Here is a 12,514-nt window from a genome sequence, read left to right as displayed (position 1 = left end):
GTTTGTTACAGAGCTAATTACTTTGAACTAAACAGGTGTCATTGCAACGCTGGATTAGTTTTGTCCCGAAGAAAACACATCAATCAAAATGCTTTCGGGGTACAACCCGACTCTGCCAAATCTGGGGTCATGAATGCGTTCAATTTCGATGTTTTGTTTACGGCACAAAGCACTGGCCTTCTTTCCCTTTGCACTCGCTTCTTTGGCTGAGATTTCTAATCCTTGGAGATTAGCGAAACCAACGATACTGTACTTGTGACCGGAGGGGGTATTGAAGCGGTCTTGTTCAATTTCAACATCTTTAAGCCGGGAGAGAATTTCGTTTTGGCGTTGTTCTTGTTGCAATAGACGTTGTTCTTGCTCGGCCATCTGTTGTGCAATTGCGGCAAGTAACTGTATCTGGGTCATGGCAGTTTCATCAGCTGCTACAGGTTTTGTCCAACCCAACTTTTCTTGAATCCAGGCTCGAATACCAATGGTGTTGAATGAACGGCATACAAGTCTTGCTTGTTTAGTGCAGTATCTTCCGGCTTCATGAGCGTAGTATTCTAAAATGATTGCGATCGCTTTGTCGGGAATGCCTTCAGTACGCCACTCTTTTATTTCACCAGCATTAAATCCTTGCCCCATAAGCATTTGAGCTAATTTGGTGGGTTTTAGTTCACCACTTTGGAGATGATTGATAATTGCAGTGTGGTCTACTCCAGCCAGTCTTGCAGTTGCTCTGACGCTGGCTTTGGTTTTACCTGATGCGTCAACTTCTATTTCTTGTTTAATCTGTTCAATAATTTGGGCGACTTCAATCTGTGACATAGTTTTATTTGTGTGATGAGTAAAAAGTGTTGAGTGTGGACTTAGACATTCACCCGCACTAAGTCTTCTTCCCGCACCAAAGAAAAGCGATTGGTGGTGATGAGTGGTTGTTCAAAAGTAGGTAATGCCAATTCCACCAGATAGAACCAGGACTTCTCGATTAACTCAATCCCCAGAATTAACCTTTGCTTTGTGCCGTGATTGGGAATTTTCAACAGTACGCGCTCTCCCAACACGAAAGAAGGTTTTTTCACAGTTCTGGGTTGTATATTACCCGTGGCAATAATTTGATGTTTAGTTACATAAATGAAATCATTTTTGATCTCAATAATGTAATTCCAGCAATCGCCATACCACTGCACACCCAAACAGTAGCCGAATGTCCTATTGGGTTTGAGGTAAACTTTCTCTAACACATTGACTTCAACAGGTGGAATAGCTTGTCCCCAAGGTGGTGAGAGAAACCAACATCTTTCTAAATCTGTGATTTGTTCTGTCATACTGTTTTACCCAACAAATAATTAATGGCTTCGGAATCTAAAGATGCAATGCGTTGTTTGATTTGATGTGGAGGGTTTTCTAAAAACTGTTTGAGATTTCCCGGTTTCACCTGATAGTATTTGGGACAACTTTGATTTGCCTTGAGCCAACCTCTTTGAATCCAATGGCGAACAGTTAATAAATTCAGCGAAAGAATACTGGCGATTTGATGGCAGGTATAATTTTCTGGTTTAGTCAAAGTTTTAGTCATGTCGCTTTGCTCCTCATTACCTCCAACTTTTCATCTGACCAAGAGAAAAAGTGTTGTGAGAATATTAGGTTGTTTATGTTGCTTGAACTTCGCTAACAATCCGTGCGCTAATTGATTCAAAATCAACCTGAAAAATATTTAAATCAGTTTGCATTTGACCACTGTTGTAAAGGTCTACTATTTGCTGCTTAATAACTTCTCTTGATAGCCCATCTGGAATATTGATGTGAGCTTCGCTTGTAACTTTTTCAACTACTGTGACGATGACTTTCATGAGATAATCTCTTGTAATTCATTGATGTAGGGAAAAACCAAAAAGCGTGGGTGCAGGATATGGAATGTTAGGGGCAAATATTCTCATTCCTGCCCCTTGCCTTTTTTATTTCAAGCCACCCCTGCTTTTACTGTTGTTAACTGCTGCATCCAAATCTTGATAGCTGTCACTTCATCAGCCCCACTTGCGATCGCGTCAATCACTTGTTTTTGATACGAAGATTCAGCATCGTTAGGGTTTTCAAACTTGTCAGCCGCCCATGCCAAACACATGGTTTTTACGAGAGAATTAATCTTGGCAGGAGGAAGTAAACTTGGACGATCCACATCTTGAAACTGCAAATATTCTTTGACCAAATCAAGGGGATAATTCAACAAAGTCCGTATCTGCTTCACTCGCAAATCTTGAGGATGCGGTGGTTGTTCTGGTGTTAAGGGAACAGATGAAGATGTTCCAAGACGAGATTGAATTTCGGTAATGATTGCACCCCAGTCAGCATTTGCATTCCATTCACGACGGATTCTGACTTTAGTTGTGGCATCGTATAATCGACAGAACACCGTATTTTCTTCGCCAGCAGTAACAGCAATAATCAAGGGTTTAGAAAAGTCTTGTACAAGCGATGCTGATAATAAAAATGTTTTGGCAAAATTGGTTTCTATTCCAGTTCGGATGATATAAACTTCATCTGCTGCCACAACAATGTCTAGCTTAATGTTTTCCTTCTTCTTGAATTCTTTGGTTGTTACTCTTAGTTCAGATAAATAACCTATTAACCCACGTTGTTGAACTGGAATGGTTTTATCTTGCTCAATATTAAAGTGATACCAAAGAAATGATTCGCCGCTTGATTCCCCATTTTTGACATAAAGATAAACTGGTTCTGGTGGATTGCAAAAGCCTAGTTTGATTTCAGTATTCATTTTGTCCTCTGAACTTGATGGATTGTGTAATAATGAAGCTTCTCTAGCAAAACTAAATTTTCTGCCACTAGCAATCGCCCCAACATAAGCACTCATTGAGGCGATTGCTCTTTCCTAATCAACACTCTCGAAAACAACTGAAGGCTGTTGATTATCTTCTAGTTCACATTTCAAATACGATAGTGCTGTTTGAGCGTCACCCACTGTTAGATCAGGATGATAATCAAGTGCTTGATAATCTGGGTGTAGTTCAATCTGAGATATCAGATATTTTGCAGATTCAACTAATAGCAATAAATCTGGTAAATCCATTGATTTTGCTCCTTCTGTCTGGAACTAAAACTTCTTGATGACTGACAGTACAAATCCATGTCCGGTGTTCTTGATTTGCACCTGCTTTTTGTCCAACAAATGCTGAATGATAGTCTGTGAAAACTGAACACGATGTAGAGGTATAGAACCACCAGAACCACGCAGCGATCGCAGCAATCTAGCAGCAGTTCTCTCAATGTAAGGATCGAAAACTTTAGGCATCATCAAAACCTCCAATTGCCGTCAATTGCTGCTGAAGTACTTTGATTTGCTGTTGATGTTCTTCGATTTCTGCTTGTAATTCCGCTTGTATTTCTGCAATGGAAAGCGTTTGAATCTGGTCATCAGAGTAATGGCGAACTTCATCTGAATGTTTGTCAGGAAGTACGGTATAACGCCAAGAATTACCGTACTCGTAGGCTAATTGCGTATTAGCAGGTTTGTACTCTAAGCCGATGACTATTCCCTGCTGAGTACGCTGCCCGAATGCGAATCTGGGGTATTCCCAGTGTTTAGGGATGGATATTGTGGGTTGCATAAATTTGTTGATGGTTGAAGGGATGGGTGAGCAATTGGGACACAATTACTGAGGCTTGCCCCAATTGCAGGTGGTTATATTTGGAACTGGTAAATCATTGGATAAAGTTAGTGGGTATAAAAGCCCACTCTTTCTCTACGCCGCAACCAATTCCCGCACTGGCTCAGACTCCATCAAAAGCCGCCATTCCTGTTGACTGAGTTGGTCGAATGGCTTATCTAACAAGTCCTCCCAATCCCCAGCTTCAACCACCAACAGCAATCGCACAGCCTCATCCACCGATTCACACGCTACCTTCTGCCCTTCTGAAGCAGCCCGGATGAACCACCAGTGACCGTCTGTAAACCCAACTTCACCCAATTTCTTGTCATCTTGGTAAATGCCGTCATCGAGCAGTTCCAAACCGTGCTGTTCACAAGCATTGAAAATCTGTACCATGATTTCATTACCTGTGGTGCATGGTTCTTCAAACTGGGCTTGCACTGGTAATGTGCCTTGCTGGTACTGCTGCTTGACGTAACTGTGGCATCGCTCAGGTGTAGTGTCCCGGAAAATCTCAATGTCGTTCACCAGCACTCGCCAGTACAAATCTTGGTAGTTGTTCTGGTCAAAGCTCACACTTGCCACCAGTTGACCGTCAACAGAAGCTTCTTGGTCGTAGAAGGAGATTTCTGTAATTGTAGGGAGTTCTGGGTAATCGATTGGGGCTGGTAGCTGTGTTGGGAGTGTATTGTCTTTGTGATGCCATTCAATGAAACGGTGGCATTGGGCTTGGGTGTTGTGTCGGAAGATTTCGTTACCGCTAATCATCACTACCCAAGGCTGAGTGACAAATTCACTGCTGTCGTAGCTGATGTACGCGATTAGCTGTTTACCAGCCAAAATCTCAAAATGGTGGGGGTTGATTTCTTTGATTGCTAATTCTTCTGGAGCGATCGCTTGGGCTTGCTCCGCAACATACTGGTTCAGTTCTTCTTGAGCAATCGCTTGTTCGTCGGGGGCAGCAATTCTTTTGAGGTGCGGTAGGGCGCAACGGACGGGCAGTTGCTGGGCGGGGGTGATCTGTGGCATGATGGGAATCTCCATGAATAAGTGGTACAAAAGGCGATCTCTGAGTTTGCGAGACTAGGGCGGTCGCCTTTTGCTTTTGTATTTATGTTTAGATAAACGTTGTGGTTTAGCACAACGTTCTCAATCAGACTAAGCGTAGCTTTATATTTTTTGCTCAAAGCCAGTGGCTATGAGCGTAAATTGTGAAGAAAGAGTTTAAGTAGCCACTTTTGTTATCGAATTTTTCAGGATTGAGCGTTTTTCCGTTATTAGTAATTCTTCTCTTGCTTCACAATTAATATACTAGTCTACCTTGGTTGCCACGGTCAACCATTGTAGACAGAAAAAGCATAAATTTTTACTAGTTCTTTGACAGGTATAGATAAAGTTTCACTAATACCACGAGCTATTTCTAAAGAAATAATTGAGTATTTACCGTTTAAAAGCTTACTAAGATTTTGATGGCTACAGGAAACATTCATCGCCTGTAATGCTTGTGCCAACTCTCTTACAGACATATTATTATGTTGTTGCATTGCAGCTTTGACTGTGGCAATTTTTTCGGAATTCCACCGGACGTAAGCCACGTCATCAATATCTACGGCCATTATTTGGATTTCCTTGCTGCCTACCACGGTTGACAAACTCATTCTAAATGTCTACCATAGTTTACGTCAATGTAGGTAAGCGATCGCTAGAGTAGTGATTGCTCGTTTGCCATGACCAAGAAAGTTAGTTTTGAAAGAGCCTCAAGTTTGTTTAAAAGCGATCGCAAGTATGGCTGAAATTTTCTGATAAATATCTGCAAAGCTCCATAAACAGCGATCGCAGGCGCAACTAATACCCACACTCTGAAACATCAAGCCGTTTTTGAACTGAAGCATGGTTTTACAGGTGGCGATCGATCGCAGGGGGGCTAATTCTTGCAGTGATTTGCATCAAGCCATGTTTAAACTGAAGTATGGTTTTACTAGTAGTGATCGCAGGGGGGCTAATACTCGCAGTGGAAAGTATTAATCTATTTAATAATTGTATAATCTGGTTTGATAACGAACGGAAAATTTCTAATAAACAGAGAAGGATTTTTAAATTTTACTGATAATGAGGTGAAATGTTTTAATCCAGCAAAGTTAATTGGTTAGACTGTTAATCTTTTCGCTCTTGAGACTTTTGATTAGTTATATTAGCAGGCACTTCATTATGTTCAATGTATTCAGTGATTAGTCGTGCTACCACATTCGTCATGTCCTCTCCTCTCAACTTACAAGCGATTTCGAGTTTATTAATGAGTAACTTACTAATTTTGAGTCGCTGTTGCCTCTGCAACGCCAATTGGGATGCTGCTAGACTTACAATTGTACCTACCAATGACAATGCTGCCGGAATTAAAGGTATCCAACCAGCCTGTAGCATGAACATTGAGCAGCTTGAAATTAAACATACGAGCAAAAATCCTCCTGTGACTACCACGATAAAAAGACGTTTCAGCCGCCATGCTAATACACTGCCTATTAAAGACCAACACCATATCCATAAAAATACGCCCCATTCAGGCCAATACCAAATCAATGGTCTGCCATCCAGAACTGTACTGAGAATTTGGCTGGCTATTTGTGCATGAATAAACACAGTTGACATTCTTGCTGGTTGATTTTGGGAAGCACTGTATGGCGTATACACACCAGGATGAACACTAGCAGCAGTAGTGCCAATAATTACTAACTTATCTTTGACCCAGTTGGGATTAACTTGATTGTTGAGGACTTGTGAAAGAGTAACTGCTTGAGCCAGGCGATCGGGATGGCGATAATTTAATAATATTTGATAACCAGCCGCATCTGTTCCAACATAACTACCAGAATTAGCTGAGAGGATAGGAAAAGTGGTGTTACCAAGACGAAAAGTTTTTTCTGTAAAATCTACATTTATCCCTTGTTTTTCTAAATAAATAATCGCCATTAAACCAGCAAAGGAAAATTGCGTGATACATTTATGGCTATTAGTCGGTTCGGCAAATAATAAACTCCGGCGAACAATTTGGTCTTCCTGATTATCAGAAAGTAAATCGTTATAACCAACATTATCGAGAGGAAAATTTGGCGGTGGCGAAATTTCTAATCTACCTTGACTGCTTAATAAACAAGTAGCGATAATGTTTTTTTTATTAGCAATTCCAGCCGCAAGATTTTTTTGATCTGAGAGATAAATATTTAGACCAATAACGCGGGGTTGATAAGATTCAAGTTTAGTTAATAACTGATTGATTGTGGCATCAGATAATGGCCATTTAAATTTGGCTAAATCTTCTTCCGTAATTGTAACTATTAATAGTCGCGAATCTGGCTGTTCTGGAGGACGCGATCGCAACATTTGGTCATAAGCTTTTAACTCCCAAGATTGTAGTACGCCCAACTGTCGCATTACAAGACTCAAAAGAGTTATAACCAAGCTTGTCAAAACCACTGTTTGTGCTTTCAATTCCTTAAAACTTGAAGGCAAATTTTCTTTCAGCCACTTATAATTAAAAACTTTGCTGTATATGAGGTTGCTTACAAATAATCTACCTTTATGAGTGCGTACAATACCAGTTAGCTTCAAGTGAGACTTAATTAATGATTGTTCTTCATCATAAATAATATCTTCTTCAAGAAGAATCTCTTTGTAAGTACTCAAAACAGCGAATAGATTAGGCGACCTTTTAATTAGCATATCGCGTACAAACTGTAAGTTGCTATCTTGCTTACTTGCTAAATCAAAAAATATGTTGTGTACTACGCGATCTACTTCGGATTCAGACCATTTACTCTTGCCTATATCTTTTATACTGCGGCAAAGACGCTGTGTTAAGTAAGGATGTCCCCCTGTCCACTTCAAAACCCACCGCAACACTTCCTGTGCTTCATCCTTCTCTACACCCAACCCATTTGCTAAGGGTAGGGCTTCCTCAAAAGTAAAATCAGTCAAATCTACACGTTGTCCAATATTAAATGGTGTACGTTTGGCATCCCGAATTAAATCCCCAGGAGTTGCTACCCCTAATAACACAAATGAGAGGCGTTGAAGCTCAGGATTTGTTGCTCTTGAAGTATAGAGATAGCGAATTGCGATAAAAAAATCATCAGTAAAGTTTAAGCTGAGTGTGGAGTCGATTTCATCGACAAAAATTACTACTTGTCCTTCTACCTCAGCCAGCAAAACTTGCTCGAAAAACAATGTTAGCCTTTGTGAGACTCCAAGATGTGTGTGTGTTTGCCACCAACTGACCACATCTGTATCTAGCATGAGTTTGTCTTCCAAGTTCACCAAGAAGCCGAAATACCATTGTTCGGCTGTAACTTGCGTCCCCAACTCTTGCAGGTCAACAATGACTGAAGTAACTCCTTCTTGGACAAGGCTTTCTGCCGTACGTACCATTAAACTAGACTTGCCCATCTGACGCGGTGTGAGAACATAGGCAAAAGTTCCTGTTCGGCATAAATTCAACAACTCTATATCTGCCTGACGCGGAATATAAATCCCGCCACCAGCCTGCACAGTTCCGCCAACAGTGTAAACGTTTGGTTCAGTCACGCAGGTTCTCCCGGAAATACTTTGCATAAAGTTGACAACGAGGCATCACTACTCGCCCTTGACGATGCACCAGACCTGCACCCCGCAGACGAAAGAAAACTCGCTCATCCTCACAGGTGTTCTGGTGAATCACTTGCAGCATCCCTTTAATTAATTCAGTTTTGTTATGCAACCTAAAAAGATGATTACGCAAATGATTACCAAACGGGCCATTATCCGCAGTAGCACTAGCAAAAAGCTCATCATTTGATAGTCGCCTACTTGCAACCCAGTAAAGTGCCAGTCTAATTAAATAAGGATGTCCACTCAGTAATGCTATTAATTGCTGTTCTTCGTTGAAGTTTAGGGGTGAACCATGACGATGGTTGAGATCGGCAACCTGCTGGGCTGTAAAATCTTCTAAATCAATAACCACCCCCACATTAAAAGGTGATTGGTTGAGATTATCAATTAACTGATAGGGTTCAGTGGATGTTACCAAAGCTAAATCTAGCTTTTTCCAGATGGGAGTCGTTGCACGGCTATTGTGCCAACTTCGCAGCATTCCAAAGAAATCTGAACGAAATTCGCTATCGAAAACACTTTCCACTTCATCCATTGCTAACACTAAAGGCTGACCCAACTCTTTTAGCAGATAGCGACCTACATAGCGAGTACAACGTTGGCTATTACCCAAAGGCATCTGCCAATACTCATCTACTTTATCTGCCATTTCTAGTTCATCAGTTAGCCAAGAGCAAAACTGCTTAAAAAAGCTGTCAGCATTATTTAAAGTGGATTTGTCAAATAATTGAAAATCAAGAAACGCGACCTGCTTACCTGCTGTGACAGCAGCATTAGTAGTACGAATTAATAACGAACTTTTGCCCATCTGTCGGGGGCCTTTAATAGTAATAGTCACCCCCTGCCGCTTAATTGCGTCTAGAGTAATTGCATCTGATGAGCGTTCCACGTAAAATTTAGATTCACAATCCATTGTCCCTTCTGGCATTTCCAGCGAAACTGGTTGTGCTGAAGGAAAAGGTCGGGGCAGTGGTGTGGGTTGATTTTGGAGAATGTCTGCTTTTGCTTGTACTGCACCTATACTCAACTGACCGCCAGAGATAGCCTGATTCAACTCTGCAATCAGATGTGGTGTATCTTCCATCCCCTGCCAAAATGCCCAGTTAATATTATTTAAATAAGCACTCAAAGGATACTGAAATGGCTCCCGATATGCTATCCGCACTGGAAGAATTACAGGTTTGCCTCCTGGGAATTGCGCTAAATTATGCGCCATTTTAATTTCTGACTCCACCATCTCGCTATGAACTGACTGTGCTGACAAGAAGGTAATCAGAAAATCTGCTTGGCGGATTTCTGTTTCAATACGTTCGACCCAATGTGTACCTACTAGCATCGTTTGGTCAATAAATACTTGATGCTGTCGTGTTAGTGCTTGGAAAACTTGTAGAGCTATTAGTTCATCGGGAGCTACATTACGCTTATAACTGATGAAGACACGTTTAGCCTGTGCTGCTGGCTCAGTATTAACTGGATTATCCCGATACTTGAGAACTGGGGTTGCTGATTCTGGAATATTTTCTAAAGCAATAGATACACAACCAAATTTGTAAGCATCCTGATATGATCTTCCTGCACCAAGGGCATCATAAAATCCCAATGCAAACTTAATAGCCGCCCGATCTCCTATTGCTTGACTCATACCCACAACATAATTAATATGCTGGGAAATTGCTTCTGCTTGCGCCTGACTATAACAGGCATTTAATAATACACACTCAATCCCGTGAAATAAAGAAAATAGCGTTGATAGTGCCTCGCTACTCACTAGTTGCATATTCCCGGCATTATCTTCTAGAGCTAAACCTTGATCTCCTCCTCCATGCCCAGAAAAATGAATAATCTCAGGATTGTGATCTAGAAGGGCGCGACGTAAATCGTCAGGACGCACTGCCCACTTAGTGATAATTTCAAACTGCTCTCTAATTTTGGCACGTTCTAATCCTGCCTGGATTTCTCTAGCTTCTTCATCCAGGCGTAGTCTACTTGAATCTTTAGGATTAGCCGACAAAATCAGGATTTTTTTCACAGTGTATGAATTGCTTTAAGTTTGGTTGAGGTTAAATTGAGCAGCTTTAGGCATATTAGTCATAAATATTACTAAGTATACTGAATACAGTGATATTAGACTCAGTTTTATAGGTATAAAAGCACTTTAAATTTTTAGTTAAAGTTATACTATCAATGATTTACAATAGGATTAACTAGCTTGCAATAATAGTTAATTATGAATATGAGGTAGTGGCAGTGCAAGTATGCCCATGAGAAATCGGATTAAGGAATTTGTTGATAGCAGAGGAATAAGTGTTTATCAGTTTTGGCACGAGACTGGGATCAGTCGAACTACTGCATATAATCTGTATAATAATTCCGCTCAGTATCCTGCTAGAGATGTTATGGATGCGATTTGTACTCGCTACGGAATACAGCCAGATATTTTGCTCAAGTGGATACCAGTCCAGGAGCAGAAAAATGAGGAGTAATCCTGACTCTACTAAAACTAAGGTTGGGAAGATAGATAAAGTTTGTATTTATTGTGGTTCTAGCAATCGACTGCTTTTGGATCACTTTATTCCAAAGTCAATTACAAAAAGCGATCGTTTTACTGTCACAGCTTGTCACACTTGTAATTTCAGCAAAAGGAATCAACACCCTAAGTTGTGGTATTTCCGTCATTTCTCGGTTAAAAGCGAATGGGAGTTTATACTGGCAACTGTAGGTCTAACTGAGTCTGAAATTGAGGCCTGGATGACACCGCCTCTAGAACAATGTTGTCTCAAAACAAAACTACCAGAGTTAATGAAGTCCAGAGGATTAGATCAAAAAACCCTAGCAGCTGAAACCGGGCTTAGTCCCACAACTGTAGGGAAGCTTTACCGTAGCCATTTTGACCGTATAGATAACCATACCGTCACGACACTATGTAAATACTTTGGGTTAAGAAAGCTAGATGATTTAATCGAAATCATCTGGGAAGAAGATGATATGGAAGGTAGACAAGTTTGAATGTAAATACTCAGGGATTGATGTTTTATCTCTTCCCTGGGTGTAATTAGAACTATCTATAAAGCTCAAATTCTCTCTAAATCGATTTTGAGCAAGTGCTACTAAAACAAAAGAGGTGGAAGCATGAACACCCCACCCCGTAAGCGTAAAAAATCCATCTCTGCCCAATCTACCGATAACATATCATCGGTTAATTCTAAGAAAGATACTTTTGATTTAGAACATCCTGCCACCGCAACTATCACTGTCACGGCTATTGAAATCCCTGAGTTAACAGACGATGAACTCCGCGATCGCCTGCATCTGGAACGAAAGGTAGAAAGAGCATTTTTTGAGGCAGGCAAGGCATTGGCAGAACTCCGCGATCGCAGGCTCTATCGTTCTACCCATCGCACATTTGAAGAATATTGCAAGGACAGGTTTAGTTATACTCACCGCCATGTCAATTATTTAATAGCTGCTTCTTTGGTAGTAGACAATATAAAAATGGGAACCAATGGTTCCCAAAATGAAGAACCAGATGAAATGGGAACCAATGGTTCCCAAATTTTGCCAACAAATGAACGCCAAGTTCGCCCTTTAATAACACTAGAACCCCAACAGCAGCAGGAGGTTTGGCAAACCGCAGTAAAAGAAGCCGGTGGCAAAGTCCCATCCGGTCGCATCGTTAAAGATGTGGTGCAGCGCATCATGGAACGGACTAAAGTACCGAATACTTACCGTGTTGGCGAAGTCTGCCAAATTCTCGCAAAGGATAACCCAGACCTCAGAGGCAAAGGTGGTTGCTGGTGCATCGTTACTCATGTGGGGGAGTTTAGCTGTACGCTGAAAACTTGGGATGGCGAGTTGACGGTTGGGGTGCAGCATTTGAAGTCGTTCGATTATTTGCCTGATGAATGTCAGCAGATGCAGGAGGTGTGCGATCGCATCATGCGGTTGCGGGAGAGTGAAAACTTGGAAGAAGCTGCAAAAGCTGTGTTGAAGTATTTGGGGGAAGTGAAGCGACCGTATTTGACTGATGTAGAGAAGAAGCTGTTGAGTGTGATTGAGCAAGAGTACTGGGTTGCGGATTGATCTAAAGTGTAAAAAAACTCGACAATATACAGCACTTGCGTCTGTTATGAGGTACAATAAATTAAAATATAAATACCTCTAAATGAAGTCATACTCTGTCGATCTTCGAGAAAAAATAGTTGCAGCACATCTTCAAAAAA

The 12,514-nt window shown here is 41.1% G+C and carries 16 protein-coding genes; 3 read left to right on the top strand and 13 right to left on the bottom strand.

Annotated features, from left to right (window positions below):
• Positions 1-54: 54 nt before the first annotated feature.
• The 13 genes from H6G79_RS31885 to H6G79_RS31830 all read right to left on the bottom strand — a co-directional run bounded on the left by H6G79_RS31885 (position 55) and on the right by H6G79_RS31830 (position 10,323).
• On the bottom strand, positions 55-813 hold the full coding sequence (locus H6G79_RS31885; protein ID WP_191049398.1) for a hypothetical protein: 759 nt from the start codon (positions 811-813) through the stop codon (positions 55-57).
• A 41-nt stretch (positions 814-854) separates the two neighbouring features.
• Positions 855-1,313: a DUF1392 domain-containing protein gene (locus H6G79_RS31880; RefSeq protein WP_190595186.1), complete on the bottom strand. Its 459-nt coding sequence runs from the start codon at positions 1,311-1,313 to the stop codon at positions 855-857.
• The gene (locus H6G79_RS31875; protein ID WP_190595185.1) at positions 1,310-1,564 is read right to left on the bottom strand and encodes a hypothetical protein; all 255 of its coding nucleotides are present in this window, start codon (positions 1,562-1,564) and stop codon (positions 1,310-1,312) included. Before H6G79_RS31875 ends, H6G79_RS31880 begins: the two co-directional genes overlap by 4 nt.
• A 73-nt stretch (positions 1,565-1,637) precedes the next feature.
• Positions 1,638-1,838: a hypothetical protein gene (locus H6G79_RS31870; RefSeq protein WP_190595184.1), complete on the bottom strand. Its 201-nt coding sequence runs from the start codon at positions 1,836-1,838 to the stop codon at positions 1,638-1,640.
• A 110-nt stretch (positions 1,839-1,948) separates the two neighbouring features.
• Positions 1,949-2,761 carry a hypothetical protein gene (locus H6G79_RS31865; protein ID WP_190595190.1) on the bottom strand — a complete coding sequence of 271 codons (813 nt, stop codon included), beginning with the start codon at positions 2,759-2,761 and terminating at the stop codon, positions 1,949-1,951.
• A gap of 114 nt (positions 2,762-2,875) precedes the next feature.
• The gene (locus H6G79_RS31860; protein WP_190595183.1) at positions 2,876-3,073 is read right to left on the bottom strand and encodes a hypothetical protein; all 198 of its coding nucleotides are present in this window, start codon (positions 3,071-3,073) and stop codon (positions 2,876-2,878) included.
• A gap of 24 nt (positions 3,074-3,097) precedes the next feature.
• Positions 3,098-3,298, bottom strand: a complete 201-nt coding sequence (locus H6G79_RS31855; protein WP_242048672.1) for a hypothetical protein — start codon at positions 3,296-3,298, stop codon at positions 3,098-3,100.
• Positions 3,288-3,611 carry a hypothetical protein gene (locus tag H6G79_RS31850; protein WP_190595182.1) on the bottom strand — a complete coding sequence of 108 codons (324 nt, stop codon included), beginning with the start codon at positions 3,609-3,611 and terminating at the stop codon, positions 3,288-3,290. The genes H6G79_RS31855 and H6G79_RS31850 overlap by 11 nt, the downstream gene beginning before the upstream one ends.
• 135 nt (positions 3,612-3,746) lie before the next feature.
• Complete coding sequence (locus H6G79_RS31845; protein WP_190595181.1) at positions 3,747-4,682, bottom strand: hypothetical protein; 936 nt, start codon at positions 4,680-4,682, stop codon at positions 3,747-3,749.
• Between the two features lie 305 nt (positions 4,683-4,987).
• Positions 4,988-5,311 (bottom strand): helix-turn-helix transcriptional regulator, encoded by a 324-nt coding sequence (locus tag H6G79_RS31840; protein ID WP_191049397.1) that lies wholly within the window; start codon positions 5,309-5,311, stop codon positions 4,988-4,990.
• A gap of 99 nt (positions 5,312-5,410) precedes the next feature.
• The gene (locus H6G79_RS37545) at positions 5,411-5,545 is read right to left on the bottom strand and encodes a hypothetical protein (RefSeq protein ID WP_277877387.1); all 135 of its coding nucleotides are present in this window, start codon (positions 5,543-5,545) and stop codon (positions 5,411-5,413) included.
• 262 nt (positions 5,546-5,807) lie between these two features.
• The gene (locus H6G79_RS36420) at positions 5,808-8,258 is read right to left on the bottom strand and encodes a CHASE2 domain-containing protein (protein ID WP_199334148.1); all 2,451 of its coding nucleotides are present in this window, start codon (positions 8,256-8,258) and stop codon (positions 5,808-5,810) included.
• Positions 8,224-10,323, bottom strand: coding sequence for an AAA-like domain-containing protein (locus H6G79_RS31830; protein ID WP_190595179.1), 2,100 nt, complete (start codon positions 10,321-10,323; stop codon positions 8,224-8,226). Before H6G79_RS31830 ends, H6G79_RS36420 begins: the two co-directional genes overlap by 35 nt.
• Positions 10,324-10,555: 232 nt before the next feature.
• On the opposite strand from H6G79_RS31830, the gene H6G79_RS31825 reads away from it, so the two are divergent.
• From H6G79_RS31825 to H6G79_RS31815, 3 genes are all read left to right on the top strand, one after another.
• The gene (locus H6G79_RS31825; RefSeq protein WP_199338589.1) at positions 10,556-10,777 is read left to right on the top strand and encodes a helix-turn-helix transcriptional regulator; all 222 of its coding nucleotides are present in this window, start codon (positions 10,556-10,558) and stop codon (positions 10,775-10,777) included.
• Positions 10,767-11,300 carry a helix-turn-helix transcriptional regulator gene (locus H6G79_RS36415; protein ID WP_199334147.1) on the top strand — a complete coding sequence of 178 codons (534 nt, stop codon included), beginning with the start codon at positions 10,767-10,769 and terminating at the stop codon, positions 11,298-11,300. Before H6G79_RS31825 ends, H6G79_RS36415 begins: the two co-directional genes overlap by 11 nt.
• Positions 11,301-11,423: 123 nt before the next feature.
• Positions 11,424-12,374: a hypothetical protein gene (locus tag H6G79_RS31815; RefSeq protein WP_190595177.1), complete on the top strand. Its 951-nt coding sequence runs from the start codon at positions 11,424-11,426 to the stop codon at positions 12,372-12,374.
• Positions 12,375-12,514 lie beyond the last annotated feature (140 nt).

This window comes from Anabaena sp. FACHB-83 (assembly GCF_014697485.1).
Lineage (GTDB): Bacteria > Cyanobacteriota > Cyanobacteriia > Cyanobacteriales > Nostocaceae > Nostoc_B.
The sequence above is the reverse complement of the archived record's forward strand: the minus strand, read 5'-3'. Positions and strand labels throughout refer to the sequence as shown.